This is a genomic window from Bacillus sp. FSL K6-6540 (assembly GCF_038007545.1).
The window spans coordinates 3,786,905-3,801,028 of record NZ_JBBOXH010000001.1 but is presented as its reverse complement, the minus strand read 5'-3'; the positions used below and the strand labels follow the sequence as shown (position 1 = coordinate 3,801,028).

Annotated in this window: 9 protein-coding genes; 7 read left to right on the top strand and 2 right to left on the bottom strand. The window is 53.8% G+C overall.

Translation table 11 applies throughout. The annotated features are described in order from the left end of the window. Positions 1 to 51 precede the first annotated feature (51 nt). Entirely contained in the window at positions 52 to 2,319 is a 2,268-nt protein-coding gene (locus MHH82_RS16660) for a glycoside hydrolase family 95 protein (protein ID WP_251496161.1), read from the top strand. A gap of 44 nt (positions 2,320 to 2,363) precedes the next feature. Here MHH82_RS16660 and MHH82_RS16655 read toward each other — a convergent pair whose 3' ends face one another. Next, on the bottom strand, positions 2,364 to 3,278 hold the full coding sequence (locus MHH82_RS16655) for an AraC family transcriptional regulator (RefSeq protein ID WP_145036611.1): 915 nt from the start codon (positions 3,276 to 3,278) through the stop codon (positions 2,364 to 2,366). 172 nt (positions 3,279 to 3,450) lie between these two features. Between MHH82_RS16655 and MHH82_RS16650 the strand changes: the two genes are divergently transcribed. Genes MHH82_RS16650 through MHH82_RS16635 form a run of 4 tightly spaced genes read left to right on the top strand, consistent with a single transcriptional unit; the run spans position 3,451 to position 9,434 of the window. After that, positions 3,451 to 4,326 carry a fumarylacetoacetate hydrolase family protein gene (locus MHH82_RS16650; protein WP_251496157.1) on the top strand — a complete coding sequence of 292 codons (876 nt, stop codon included), beginning with the start codon at positions 3,451 to 3,453 and terminating at the stop codon, positions 4,324 to 4,326. A 25-nt stretch (positions 4,327 to 4,351) separates the two neighbouring features. Then, on the top strand, positions 4,352 to 5,818 hold the full coding sequence (gene gucD / locus MHH82_RS16645; RefSeq protein WP_340966869.1) for an alpha-ketoglutaric semialdehyde dehydrogenase GucD: 1,467 nt from the start codon (positions 4,352 to 4,354) through the stop codon (positions 5,816 to 5,818). Between the two features lie 16 nt (positions 5,819 to 5,834). Next, entirely contained in the window at positions 5,835 to 7,811 is a 1,977-nt protein-coding gene (locus tag MHH82_RS16640) for a YjhG/YagF family D-xylonate dehydratase (RefSeq protein ID WP_340966867.1), read from the top strand. Between the two features lie 48 nt (positions 7,812 to 7,859). Continuing rightward, entirely contained in the window at positions 7,860 to 9,434 is a 1,575-nt protein-coding gene (locus MHH82_RS16635) for a glycoside hydrolase family 43 protein (protein WP_015735501.1), read from the top strand. Positions 9,435 to 9,656: 222 nt separating this feature from the next. On the opposite strand, the gene MHH82_RS16630 is transcribed toward MHH82_RS16635, so the two are convergent. Then, complete coding sequence (locus MHH82_RS16630; RefSeq protein ID WP_340966865.1) at positions 9,657 to 11,144, bottom strand: alpha-N-arabinofuranosidase; 1,488 nt, start codon at positions 11,142 to 11,144, stop codon at positions 9,657 to 9,659. A 279-nt stretch (positions 11,145 to 11,423) separates the two neighbouring features. Between MHH82_RS16630 and MHH82_RS16625 the strand changes: the two genes are divergently transcribed. Next, positions 11,424 to 13,133: an extracellular solute-binding protein gene (locus tag MHH82_RS16625; RefSeq protein WP_015735499.1), complete on the top strand. Its 1,710-nt coding sequence runs from the start codon at positions 11,424 to 11,426 to the stop codon at positions 13,131 to 13,133. Positions 13,134 to 13,221: 88 nt separating this feature from the next. Beyond that, complete coding sequence (locus MHH82_RS16620) at positions 13,222 to 14,124, top strand: ABC transporter permease (RefSeq protein ID WP_015735498.1); 903 nt, start codon at positions 13,222 to 13,224, stop codon at positions 14,122 to 14,124.

Below are 14,124 nucleotides of genomic sequence, written 5' to 3'. Positions count from 1 at the left end.
GTTGGTGGAGCTGAACTAGTTCAAATTGCGATAGCGGATTGGAGGAGAAGCATGACAAGTTTGAATGGCATGGAACTGAAGCATCGCTTGTGGTATAGGAAACCGGCGGCCGAATGGAATGAGGCGCTGCCGATCGGAAACGGCCGGCTGGGCGCGATGATCTTCGGCGGCACGGCCGAGGAGAAGCTGCAGCTTAACGAGGATTCGGTGTGGTACGGGGGCCCGCGCGACCGCAACAACGAAGATGCGCTGCCCCATTTGCCCGAGATCCGCAAGCTGATTATGGAAGGCAGGCTGCAGGAAGCGGAGGAGCTGGCGGCGATGACGATGGCGGGGCTGCCCGAAGCGCAGCGGCACTATGTGCCGCTCGGCGATCTGCTGCTGTCGTTCGGCCAGCATGGCCAGCTTGCCGAGGATTACATGCGGGAGCTTGATTTGGAGCGCGGTGTATCCCGCGTCAGCTATCGGATCGGCGGGATCAGGTATACGCGCGAGCTGTTTGCCAGTTATCCGGATCAGGCGGTCGTCATCCGCATCACCGCCGACAAGCAGGAGGCGGTCACGTTCAAAGCCCGGTTCAACCGCCGGAACTGGAGGTACGTGGAGAAGACGGACAAATGGGAGGCGAGCGGGCTGGTCATGCGCGGGGATTGCGGCGGCGAAGGAGGCAGCTCCTTCAGCGCCGTCTTGAAGGCGGTCCCGGAAGGCGGCGTCTGCCGCACGCTTGGCGAGTATTTGCTAGTGGACGGCGCAAGCTCGGTCACATTGCTGCTTGCCGCCGGAACGACGTTCCGGCATCCCGACCCGGAGCTTGACGGCAAACGGCGGCTGGAGGAGTTGAGCCGAGTTCCGTATGCCGAGCTGTTAGCCCGGCATGTCGCCGATTACCGCGAGCTGTACGGACGGGTCGAACTGAAGCTGCCCGAGAATCCGGACAAAGCCGCGCTCCCGACCGACGAACGGTTGAAGCGGTTCCAACACGGCGAGGAAGACCACGGCCTGATCGCGACCTATTTTCAATTCGGGCGCTACCTGCTCATTGCCTCCAGCCGGCCGGGCTCTTTGCCCGCGAATCTTCAAGGCATCTGGAACGACAGCTTTACTCCGCCGTGGGACAGCAAATTCACGATCAATATCAATGCGCAGATGAATTATTGGCATGCGGAAAACTGCAATTTGGCCGAATGCCACGAGCCGTTGTTCGAGCTGATCGAACGGATGCGGGAGCCCGGGCGGGTTACGGCCGGCGTCATGTACGGCTGCCGGGGCTTCACCGCGCATCACAATACGGATATTTGGGCGGACACGGCCCCGCAGGATACGTACCTTCCTGCTTCCTTCTGGCCGATGGGCGCCGCCTGGCTGTGCCTGCATCTGTGGGAGCATTACCGATTCGGTCAGGACCGATATTTTCTGGCGCGGGCATACGAGACGATGAAGGAGGCGGCGTTGTTCCTGCTCGATTATTTGATCGAGGACGGCGAAGGGCGGCTCGTGACTTGCCCTTCCGTTTCCCCGGAGAACCGCTATAAGCTGCCAAACGGCGAGACGGGGGTGCTGTGCACAGGGGCCACGATGGATTTCCAGATCATCGAAGCGCTGTTTGATGCCTGCATGCAGAGTGCGGAAATTTTCGGGCGGGATGAGGCGTTCCGCGAGGAGCTCGCTGCCGCTTTGAAGCGGCTGCCCAAACCGCAGATCGGCAAATATGGGCAAATTCAGGAGTGGATGGAGGATTACGAGGAAGTGGAACCGGGACATCGCCACATCTCCCATCTGTTTGCGCTTTATCCGGGCGAAGGCATGAACGTGGATTCCACGCCGGAGCTCGCCGCAGCGGCTCGGACGACTTTGGAACGAAGGTTGGCTAACGGCGGCGGACACACCGGCTGGAGCCGGGCGTGGATCATCAACTTCTGGGCACGACTGTTGGATTCCGACAAAGCTTACGAAAACGTAAGAGCGATGCTTCACCACTCTACGCTGCCTAACCTTTTCGACAACCATCCGCCGTTTCAAATCGATGGTAATTTCGGCGGCACGGCGGGCATTGCCGAGATGCTGCTGCAAAGCCACGCTGGTTTGATCCGTTTGCTGCCTGCTTTGCCTAACAGCTGGAGCGATGGGGAAGTCAGAGGGCTGCGGGCACGTGGCGGCTTCACCTTGAATTTCACCTGGACGAAGGGACAGGTTACTGAAGTGGTCGTGTCCTGCTCAGTCTCCGGTCCATGCCGTTTACAAGCACCTGGACTTGACCCTGTTTCGTTTACGGGGGAAGCCGGCCGCTCCTACATGTTCACCAAGAAAAGGGATGAGTGATCATCAGCTAACTTTATTGCTCGTGATACGCATTCTTAATGAGGTTACGGATCCGGCTCATCATCTAATGACTGCTGCTGGACTCGGTTTCTGTATTCACTGGGCGCCATCCCCGTCCACCGCTTGAACTGGCGGCTGAAATGCGCATTGGTCTTATATCCTAGCATCATCGCGATATGGTCCATGCTTAAATCCGTTTGCTTTAACAGCCGCTGAGCTTCGCCCAAAAGGGTTTCTGACAAGAACTTGCGCGGTGCTTTGCCGTACACTTCACGAAAGATCCGATTCACCTGCGACGGACTAAGGTTCAGCGACTTGGCGATGTCATGGATCCAGGTTCGCTCGGTCTCCTGAATTTCACCGTGAAGATGGATATATCTTACGGAGTCTTCAATTTGCTCGGCGATCTGACGGGCGATAGCTTCTTTTTTCGATAAGGTGACGGATGGGGTCTGAGACAGCTGTCCGACCAGGGAGCCGAGCAGTTCGAATACGGCAGCGTGGACTCTCATCTGTTTGAAGGCCGGCAGCGGGCTGGATAAGTGCTCTGTGGCCAGACTGTAGAGTGTAGAGAGAGAAGAAGACAGTCCCTGGGCTAAAACCGAATCAGCCGGATAATAAATGTCCTTGCAGCGGTTGAGTTCTCTGCAAAAGGATGTATCGTGAACGCTGAAATGGACGGAAAAGTAAGTGAAACCTTGCGGACCGGCGCCAGTGCAGGAATGCGTCATACCGGGGCGGATGAACAACAAGTCCCCAACGGACTGCTTGTACAGCTGTCCATTTACCACCATATTCATCTCTCCGTCCATCATCCAATGAATTTCGTACATGGAATGCTCGTGGGACGGATAAGTCCAGCGGGAACCCACTTTTCTTGCATGCAGCCCCAATAATTGAAAAGACATGCGAACATCGGGCAGACGGCCTAAATATACGGCTTCGGAAAACTTGGTCACAGCAAACCTCCTCGGTATGTCCTGTTTTCCAGTAACGGTTAGACTCATCTTAACAGAAAAATCATGCGTGAAAAGGGTAAATCGTCGTAGAGATTAGCGCATCGTCATAGACGATCGGTGGTGCTATGGTAGTAATATCAACCCGAAGGGGAAGAAATGGGGGCAAGCCTGAATGAGAATTATTCGATTTCTGGACGGACAACAGAAGCGGCTGGCAGCCGTTACGGATGATGAAGCAGCCTATCGTCTGCCGCAGCCGGATTTTATGACCTTGATCCATCAAGCCAGGGAGCGCGGGATCTCTCCTGTCCAACTGGTTGAAAGCGCTTTTATCCCTGCGAATGAGTTGGCTGGTGACTGGACTTCTCTGCACCTTGTCACGCCAGTGGAAGCACCGGAGGTATGGGCGGCAGGCGTTACATATCAACGAAGCCGCGAAGCACGTAATTATGAAGCTACGGATGGAAAACTGGATGCGGAGACATTTTACGACAAAGTTTATGAGGCTGAGAGGCCGGAAATCTTTTTCAAATCCACGGCCGCCCGCACCATCGGACCGAACGAGGCCGTCACGCTGCGCAGTGATTCCACATGGCAGATCCCTGAGCCTGAGCTGGGATTGGTGCTTGGCGCAGATGGCAGCATTGTGGGATATATCGTCGGCAATGACATGAGCTGCCGCGATATCGAAGGGGAGAACCCGCTGTATTTGCCGCAAGCGAAAATATGGCGCAAATCCTGCTCCATCGGACCGGCCATCCGGCTTGCGGAAACGGTGCAGAATCCATATGCATTCAGCATCGTCTGCGAAATTTACCGCGAGGGGCGCATGGTCGTTAAGAGCGAGGCCAGTACGAGTGAATTAAACCGAAAGCTGGATGAACTGGTCTCCTTCCTGGCAAAAGACAATGATTTGTTTGACGGTACGGTGCTTTTGACAGGCACAAGCATTGTGCCGCCTAATGAGTTCACGCTTGAGCCCGGGGACCGGATTGAAATTTCAATCAGCAGTATCGGTACGCTGGTGAACCCTGTTTTATCAAACTAGTTTTGAATAAGGAGGACGTGTTTCCATGACGGTATTTCAAGGAGAGCAAGTATACAGGAACTATATCAACGGAGAATGGATGAAGGCGGCGTCCGGAGAAACCGAACCCAGCATCAATCCGGCAAACCGGAATGAGGTAGTCGGGTATGTACCGGTTTCCGGTATAGAGGATCTGAACCGTGCTGTCGCAGCGGCCAAAGCAGCAGGCCGAGCCTGGCGGCGATTAACAGGCTCGGAACGCGGCAATGTTCTGTACAAGGCGGCGAATGTGCTGGAACGCCGGGCCGACGAGGTCGCCGAGGCGATGACGAGGGAAATGGGAAAAACGCTCGCAGAAGCTAAGGGAGAGACGATGCGCGGCGTCGCGATCCTAAGGTATTACGCCGGCGAAGGGATGCGAAAAATCGGCGATGTCATTCCTTCCACGGACAGCGAAGCGCTGATGTTTACGACCCGCGTACCGCTTGGCGTCGTGGGCGTCATTGCCCCATGGAATTTTCCCGTAGCGATTCCGATTTGGAAGACGGCCCCGGCATTGATATATGGCAATACGGTTGTGCTAAAGCCCGCACAGGAAACGGCGGTCACGGCAGCCAAAATCATCGAATGCTTTGAGGAAGCGGGAATTCCGGCAGGGGTTCTCAATCTTGTATGCGGCAGAGGATCGGTGATCGGATCTGCGCTTTCCGAGCATCCGGATGTCAACGGGATTACGTTCACAGGTTCCAACGAAGTCGGAAAACGGGTCGGCGCCGCCGCTTTGGGGCGGGGAGCCAAGTATCAGCTTGAAATGGGCGGCAAAAATCCGATCATTATCGCGGCAGATGCGGACCTGGACTTGGCAGTCGAGGCCACCATCAGCGGCGGCTTGAAATCCACCGGCCAAAAATGCACCGCCACCAGCCGGGTCATTGTTGAGCGGAAAGTATATGAAGCCTTTAAAGAAAAGCTCCTGTCGCAAATTCGGGAGATCCGGTTGGGCGACGGCATGTCTTCCGAAAGCTGGATGGGACCGTGCGCGAACGAAGGACAGCTCGAAACGGTGCTGAACTATATTCATAAAGGGCAGGATGAAGGTGCCGTGCTGCTGACCGGCGGAAAAAGAGCGGACGGTCCAGGACTTGAAGAGGGATTCTATGTCCAGCCAACCGTATTTGAGGGTGTCGAACCGCATATGTCCATAGCCCGGGAAGAAATCTTCGGTCCTGTGCTTGCATTGATCGCGGTGGATTCCCTAGAGGAAGCCATAGAGACGGCCAATGACAGCGACTTTGGCTTGAGTGCCTCCATCTATACGCAAAATGTCGGGGCAATGCTGTCTTTCATCCGGGATATGGATGCCGGATTGGTCAGGATCAATGCGGAAACGGCCGGTGTAGAGCTGCAGGCGCCGTTCGGCGGGATGAAGATGTCAAGCTCGCATTCCAGGGAACAGGGTCAAGCAGCGATCGAGTTTTTCACTTCTATCAAAACGGTCTTCGTGAAGTCATAAGCTGCGGGAGGGTGCCATGCACGATCAGATTATGTCGATAATGGGAGAGATTGACTCAAGCCGTTTCGATATTACAGCACAAGCTCCGGGGGCAGCGGGACGGCTGCCTTTAACGGATGATTTGCTGCGGAACGCTCCGAGCGGCGACTTGTTCGGCATGTCCCAGAATGTCGGAATGGGCTGGAAGCCTGGGGAATTGAACGGAAAACAGTTTCTGATCCTGAGCACGCAGGGCGGAATTCGCAATGAGGACGGCAGTCCTGCAGCCCTCGGTTACCACACGGGCCACTGGGAGGTCGGTCTGCTCATGAAAGCCGCGGCGGAAGAGATATCGGACCGCGGCGGAATTCCGTTTGCCGGCTATGTCAGCGACCCCTGTGACGGCAGATCACAGGGCACGACAGGCATGTTCGACTCGCTCCCGTACAGGAACGATGCCGCGCTCGTGTTCCGCAGATTGATTCGCTCCCTGCCGACGCGTAAAGGCGTGATCGGCGTCGCCACTTGTGACAAAGGTCTGCCGGCGATGATGTTAGCGCTTGCGGGAATGCCGCAGCTGCCGGGAGTAATCGTTCCCGGGGGCGTCACCCTTCCGCCTGTCGATGGAGAGGACGCCGGCAAAATTCAGACGATCGGCGCACGGTACGTCAGCGGCGAGCTCTCCCTGGAAGCGGCGGCGGAGCTCGGCTGCCGGGCATGTGCTACACCGGGGGGAGGCTGCCAGTTCCTGGGCACGGCAGCAACGGCCCAGGTCGTCGCCGAGGCGATGGGAATGACGGTGCCGCATGCCGCACTTGCACCTTCCGGGCAGCCGATCTGGATCGAAATGGCGCGCCAATCCTCACGCGCACTGATGGCGATGGAGTCCAATGGGCTGAGAATGGCGGACGTTGTCACCGATGCGGCGATTCGCAATGCGATGGCTGTTCATGCCGCATTCGGCGGCTCTACCAACCTGCTGCTGCACATTCCCGCCATTGCCCATGCAGCCGGTTTAAACGTGCCTGCGGTGCAGGACTGGATCCAGGTCAACAAACATGTGCCGAGACTGGTCAGCGCCCTGCCGAACGGCCCGATCTTCCACCCGACCATTCGGGTGTTTCAGGCTGGAGGCGTGCCCGAAGTGATGCTTCACCTTAGGCAGCTTGGCGTACTGGATGAGTCCGTGCTTACCGTAACAGGTACGACGCTGAGCGAGGTTCTCGACTGGTGGGAATCGTCGGAACGCCGTCATCTGCTGCGGAAGCAGCTGAAGGAGAAGGACGGGATAGATCCGGACAGTGTCATTATGAGCGTTGAGTATTCGCAGCGTCTTGGCATTACCTCTACCGTGACATTTCCAACAGGGAATATCGCTCCGGAGGGCTCTGTGATCAAATCCACATCGATCGACCCTACGGTACTGGATAACCAAGGCGTGTATCGTCACAAAGGTAGAGCAAAAGTGTTTACAACCGAACGCGAAGCGATCCGTGCAATTAAGACCGGCGGTGTTCTGGCAGGCGACGTGGTCGTACTTCTCGGGCGGGGGCCGTCAGGGACCGGGATGGAGGAGACTTACCAACTTACGTCTGCGCTGAAGCATTTGTCTTTCGGCAAATACGTATCGCTCATTACAGATGCCCGGTTTTCCGGTGTTTCCACCGGGGCGTGCATTGGCCACGTTGGCCCTGAAGCACTGGCAGGCGGGCCGATCGGCAAGCTTCGGAACGGTGACTTGATCGATATCGTCGTGGATCGCAACACGCTGGAAGGCAGCATGAACTTTGTCGGTGAAGGGGATATCGAGGTTTCGCCGGAGGAGGGAGCTCTCATCCTTGCACAGAGGCCCTTCCATCCGGATATGCGGCCGGATGAAGCTCTGCCGGATGACACCAGGCTGTGGGCTGCGCTGCAGTCCGTCAGCGGAGGGACATGGAGAGGGAATGTGTACGACGTGGAACGGATCATAACCGCTCTGGAAGCCGGCAAAAAAGTACTGGGCTGGCACTGAAATCAACCATTTTGTACAATCATCATTTTCATACCGGAGGGAACTTAAATGAATATGATCACGAACCCCGTTCTTCGCGGTTTTCATCCCGATCCGTCCATTTGCCGGGCGGGGGAAGATTATTATATCGCCACGTCCACCTTCGAATGGTTCCCGGGTGTACGGATTCACCATTCCCGGGACCTGGTTCATTGGAAGCCGATACAATCTCCGCTTAGCCGGACTTCGCAGCTGCATATGGAGGGCAACATCGATTCCGGAGGAGTATGGGCTCCCTGCCTTAGCTATGACAACGGCGTGTTTTACCTGATTTACACGGATGTCAAAAGCCGGATCGGCGCTTTTAAAGATACCCATAATTATCTTGTGACGGCAAAGGATATCGAAGGCCCGTGGTCCGAGCCGGTATATTTGAACAGCAGCGGATTCGATCCATCCTTATTCCATGATGAGGACGGACGCAAGTGGCTGGTCAATATGATTTGGGATCACCGTAAGGGAAAGAACCGGTTCTCGGGCATCGTGCTCCAGGAATTTTCCGTTCAGGAACAGAAGCTGATAGGGCCCGCCGTTAACATATTCAAAGGCACGGAATTAGGGCTGACGGAAGCGCCGCATCTGTACAAATATAAGGATTTTTATTATTTAATAACGGCTGAAGGGGGAACCGGTTACGAGCATGCGGTGACGGTAGCACGCTCCCGCATGTTACAGGGACCTTATGAGGTCGATCCTGCCAATCCGATCCTGACTTCATACGGCAGGCCGGATTTAATGCTCCAGAAGGCCGGTCACGGCAGCCTCGTCGAGACGCACACCGGCGAATGGTACATGGCCCACCTGGTCGGCCGGCCTGTCAATGGACAATTTTGCACACTTGGCCGTGAGACGGCTCTGCAGCAATGTGTTTGGAGCGAGGACGGCTGGCTGCGGCTTGCGAGCGGTGACCGCTACCCCGAAGTTCAGGTGCCTGCACCGAAAATTATGCCACACCCTTTTGAACCGGCACCGAAAATGGACCACTTTGATCAACCCATGCTTCGGAGCGATTGGAATACGCTTCGTATACCGCCGGACTCGACGTGGCTGAGCCTTACGGAACGTCCCGGTTGCTTGCGCCTGCGCGGCATGGAGTCAATGAGCTCGACGCACAGGCAGAGCATGGTCGCGCGAAGACTGCAGGCTTTTGCGTGTGAAGCCGAAACTTGTCTGGAGTTTGCACCGGACCATCCGCAGCAAATGGCAGGGCTGATTCTGTATTACGACACGAAAGACTATCTCTATTTACGGGTAACGTATCACGAAGAGAAGGGACTGTGCCTCGGAATCATTCAGTCCCGATACGGGATATACGACGAGCTGCTGGATGATATCACGCTGAAACCGGTGAACGGGATCCGGTTAAAGGTTGTGATCGATCATGACCGTGCCTGTTTTTACTATGGGTTACAAGATGATCCGTCCTGGCATCCGGCAGGCGGATGGTTCGATATCACGCATCTGTCGGATGAATCTCCTGAATATATCCGGTTTACGGGAACCTACATCGGTCTTTGCGTGCAGGATCTTGGCGGGACCCGGAAACACGCTGATTTTGATTATTTTGTATATAAAGAAATGTAAATGGCAAAGGCGGTATCAGACCATAAAGTGCACCCCTTAGAATAGACATTGGAATCCCCTGGCTATTCCGATGATTTCTAGGGGTGCATTTTATGATGCAAATAAAGAGCAAAATTCAAGCATTTTCAGAAGACTCAAGTAAGAAGCCATCCGGCTTCATGTGTGGGAGAAGTGGAGCTATCGACAAATCAACGAACTCGGCCACTAGCTAGCCTGGATGCATTAAGACAACACGATTTCAGCAACGCAGCAGGCGGGAAGGTGCATATCCAGACGGTTGTCCTTAATTGGAATAACCGGCATCTTTTTTATTTCGACTTGCGGGGGACGTCCGAACGCGTTGTGGCTCGTCATGGTCCCAGAAATGTAACGAACTTCTGCAGAGGAAAACGCTTGACCATCTAACACGCAAAGGAGCTGCTGGGACTCATCTGCGGACAAGTTCACTACTGTCGCGTGAACGCGGCCGTCCGCCCGTTTCGATGCGCTGACGTGCAGAGCCGGCACCTCGGCTTCGGTCGTCCCCGTCAGCTGCGGTTGTATATAGCTTTCGATCCGTGTCGAATCTTGATGCCCTTTATAGAGATCGAATACATGGTACGTCGGTGTGAGCACCATATCCTCGCCTTCCGTCAGGATGACCGATTGGAGCACATTGACCAGCTGCGCCAGATTGGCCATCTGAACCCGATGGCTGTGGGCGTTAAATATATTCAGGGACACTCCGGCGACAATGGCGTCTCGCATCGCATTTTGCTGAAACAAGAATGCCGGGTGAGTCCCAGGCTCCACCTCGTGCCAGGTTCCCCACTCGTCGATAATGATCGACACCTTCCCATTGGGGTCGTAGCGATCCATGACATGTTTATGCCGGGTAATTAATTCATCCATATACAACGCTCGGCGCAGGGTGCGATAATAGGTCGGCTTGTCGAACTCCAGAGCCGGACCTTTGCGCTCCTCGGGATATTCGTCAGATTTGTAATATCCCGGCATGGTGTAATAATGCAGAGACAATCCATCCATATTTGTGCCCGCTTCGCGCATCAAGGTTTCCGTCCAGGCATAATCGTTGCCGTCGGCACCGCAAGCAACCCTGAAAATCCGATGATTGCCGTAATTGCGAACATAAGTGTTGAATTGCTTGTACACATCGGCATAATATTCCGGCCGCATGTGCCCGCCGCATCCCCAATTCTCATTTCCGATGCCGACATATTCAACCTTCCACGGTTCGTGCCTGCCGTTCTGGCGCCTCCAGTTCGCCATTGGCGAGTCTCCGTCAAAGGTCATGTATTCAATCCATTCGCTCATTTCTCTAGGGGTACCGGAGCCGACGTTGGCGGCGATATAAGCCGAGCAGCCGATCTGCTCGCATAGATCCAAAAACTCGTGGGTGCCGAATGAATTGTCCTCCACGACGCCGCCCCAGCCTGCATTCACGATGCGCTTGCGCTCAGCACCTACGCCGTCTTTCCAATTGTAATATTCAGCGAAGCATCCGCCGGGCCAGCGCAGCACCGGCACCCGGATATGCCGCAATGCCTCCACAACGTCGGTGCGTATCCCGCGGATATTGGGAATGGGGCTGTTTTCGTCGACATAAATGCTGCCATAAATACCTCGTCCCAAATGCTCTGAAAAATGCCCGTAAACATTTTTGTTGATTTTTCCGTACTTCCGCCCTGAATCGATGAACAGTAACGCCATAGCCTTCCTCTCCATTCGGAAAAATATATGTTGCTAGACCTGTGAACTTCCTTGCGATGTTCCATTATAGCGCTTTCATTTTAACGGTTCAACCCGATTTCATGCTCCCGAACGAGGTCGTAAAGAAATGCTAAACTTGTTGAAAACTGCGAGCATGGGGTGAGACAAAAGCGTAAACAAATGTTAGAAATGTAACAGCTCGCCTGTATTCATTCCTAAATTTCAGGGTTAAAATGAAACGTGATTCAAGGCAAAAACGATTTCAAGGGGGTTATTAGCATGAAACGAAGGGTTTACCCGAAAGTCGTCCTCATCTTAGCAACAATACTTTTAACAGGATTGATCACCGCATGTAGTTCCGACTCAAACAATCAACAGTCAACCAATCCGTCAGGAAGCAGTTCAGGCAAATCATCTGAAGGGGGAGCCACCGCAGCGGAAGGACCGTTCGGCAAATATGAAGAACCGCTTACGATTCGATTTGCCCGCGATGTAGACAACGATATGCAGGATAACATCATACCCAAAACACCTGGCGAAACAGTGGAAGACAACCGCTGGTTGAAAGCGTTCTCGGAAAAACTGGGAATCAACGTAAAATACGATTGGACGGTCAGCGGCGGGGATGCTTATACCCAAAAGGTTAACGTAACGTTGACATCCGGGGATATTCCGGACATGATCCGAGTCACAGCCGCACAAATGAAACAGATGGCTGAAGCAGATATGATCGAGGATCTCACACCGTACTGGGACGAATATGCTTCTGACCAAATGAAGGAGCTGTACGCGGTGCAAGGGCCTGCGGTCCTTCAGGCCGCTACGGTTGATGGTAAGATGATGGGGCTTGGTCCGCCGGAGGTATACGGAGACGGCGTATTTATCTGGCTTCGTGCCGACTGGTTAGAGAAACTCGGGCTTTCAGAGCCCAAAACGATGGATGATGTGATTGCAATCAGTAAAGCGTTTACCACGCAGGACCCGGACGGGAACGGGGTCAACGACACCTACGGTCTAGCAATTACGAAGGATTTGTACGGCGGAGCCATGGGGCTGGAAGGTTTTTTTGCCGGCTACCACGCGTATCCGAACATGTGGATCGATGACGGATCGGGAAATCTGGTTTGGGGCAGTACGCTTCCTGAAGTAAAGGAGGGATTGAAAGCGCTGTCTTCGATGTATAAGGCCGGTGAAATCGACAAGGAATTCGGAGTTAAGGACGGCGGCAAGGTGGCTGAGACGATAGCGGCCGGCAAGGTGGGCATGGAGTTCGGGCAACAATGGAATCCGATGTACCCGCTCATCAGCAACTATCAGAACGATCCGGGTGCAGATTGGAAAGGCTACGCCTTGGTTTCGGTGGACGGGGAACCGGTGCTGTCACCGCAGAAATTTGCCGCATCGGAGTTCTGGGTCGTCAGAAAAGGATTTTCCAATCCGGAAGCCCTGGTGAAAATGTTTAATTTGCACATTGAGTTGAACTGGGGAGAAAGCGGAGATTTCGATTATTATTATATGCCTTCCGCCAATGACAGTGTAGGCGTGTGGAAATATTCGCCGGTACAACCCTACCCGCCATTTAAAAACGTGAATGCGTTCCAGGAAATCGAGGAGGCGCGTAAGAATAAAACTTTGGATCAGCTAACCGGCGAGGCACTGTCGATTCAGAAAAATATGGAAGCCTTCAACAATGGAGAAACCACTCTATGGGGATGGCCTAAAATTTATGGGGAAGACGGCGTGTTCCAGCATAGCGTGAAGTACCTGGAGAACGACCATTTCATGCTTGAGGCGTTTGCCGGACCGCCTACCCAAACGATGGCGGAAAAGCAGTCCACACTAAAAGCGCTGGAAACCGAGGTGTTTGTCAAAATCATTATGGGCGCCACTTCGATTGATGAGTTCGACAAGTTCGTAGAGAACTGGAATACGCTTGGGGGAGCCGATATGACCAAAGAAGTCAATGAGTGGTACGCATCTGTAAAATAAGTACCTAGGACCATGAGAAAGGATGCTGCATTGATCTGGGGCATCCTTTCCCTTCCTCATTCTCATCTTAAGAAACGGGTGATTTATTATGCAAAAAAGAAGCTGGAAAAGGGAATTGCCTCTGCATGTTATGATTTTGCCGGGTTTTCTTTTTTTGCTGGTATTCAACTACCTTCCCATTGGCGGAATCATTATTGCGTTCCAAAAGTTTATACCGGCGAAAGGTTTGTTCGGCGATCAGGACTGGATTGGTCTGCGCAACTTCGAATATGTAATGAACCTGCCCAACTTCGATAACATCATGTGGAATACGTTTTATATCGCGATGATGAAAGTCATTCTAGGATTGCTTGTGCCCATTGTGATTGCGATTCTATTAAACGAGGTCCGGCATATGGCACTGAAGAGAGGAGTGCAGACCGCGATTTACTTGCCCCATTTTTTATCCTGGGTAGTATTGGGCGGAATCTTTATCGAAATTCTGTCACCGAATGACGGCTTGGTCAACCGGGCGCTTCAATCCTTCGGGATTGAACCGATCTTTTTCCTTGGGGACAATCGGTGGTTCCCAAACACCATGATTTTGACAGACGTATGGAAAGAGTTTGGATATGGAACCATCATATATCTGGCCGCGCTTACAAGCATCAATCCGAACCTGTACGAAGCGGCGCAAATTGACGGAGCGAGCCGTTGGAGGCAGACGCTTCACGTGACGCTGCCTGGGATGCAGATGGTTATCGTATTGCTTATGGTTCTTAATTTGGGGAATTTGCTGAATGCCGGATTTGACCAGATTTTTAACATGTACAGCCCGATGGTATATGAAAGCGGGGATATTCTCGATACCTTCGTGTACCGCATCGGACTGCTGGATGCGCAATTCGGGGTTGCAACCGCAGTAGGATTATTCAAGTCCGTTATCGCGCTTGTTCTCGTGTCCGTCTCCTATTACATCGCGTATAAAGTTGCGGACTACAGGATTTTCTAA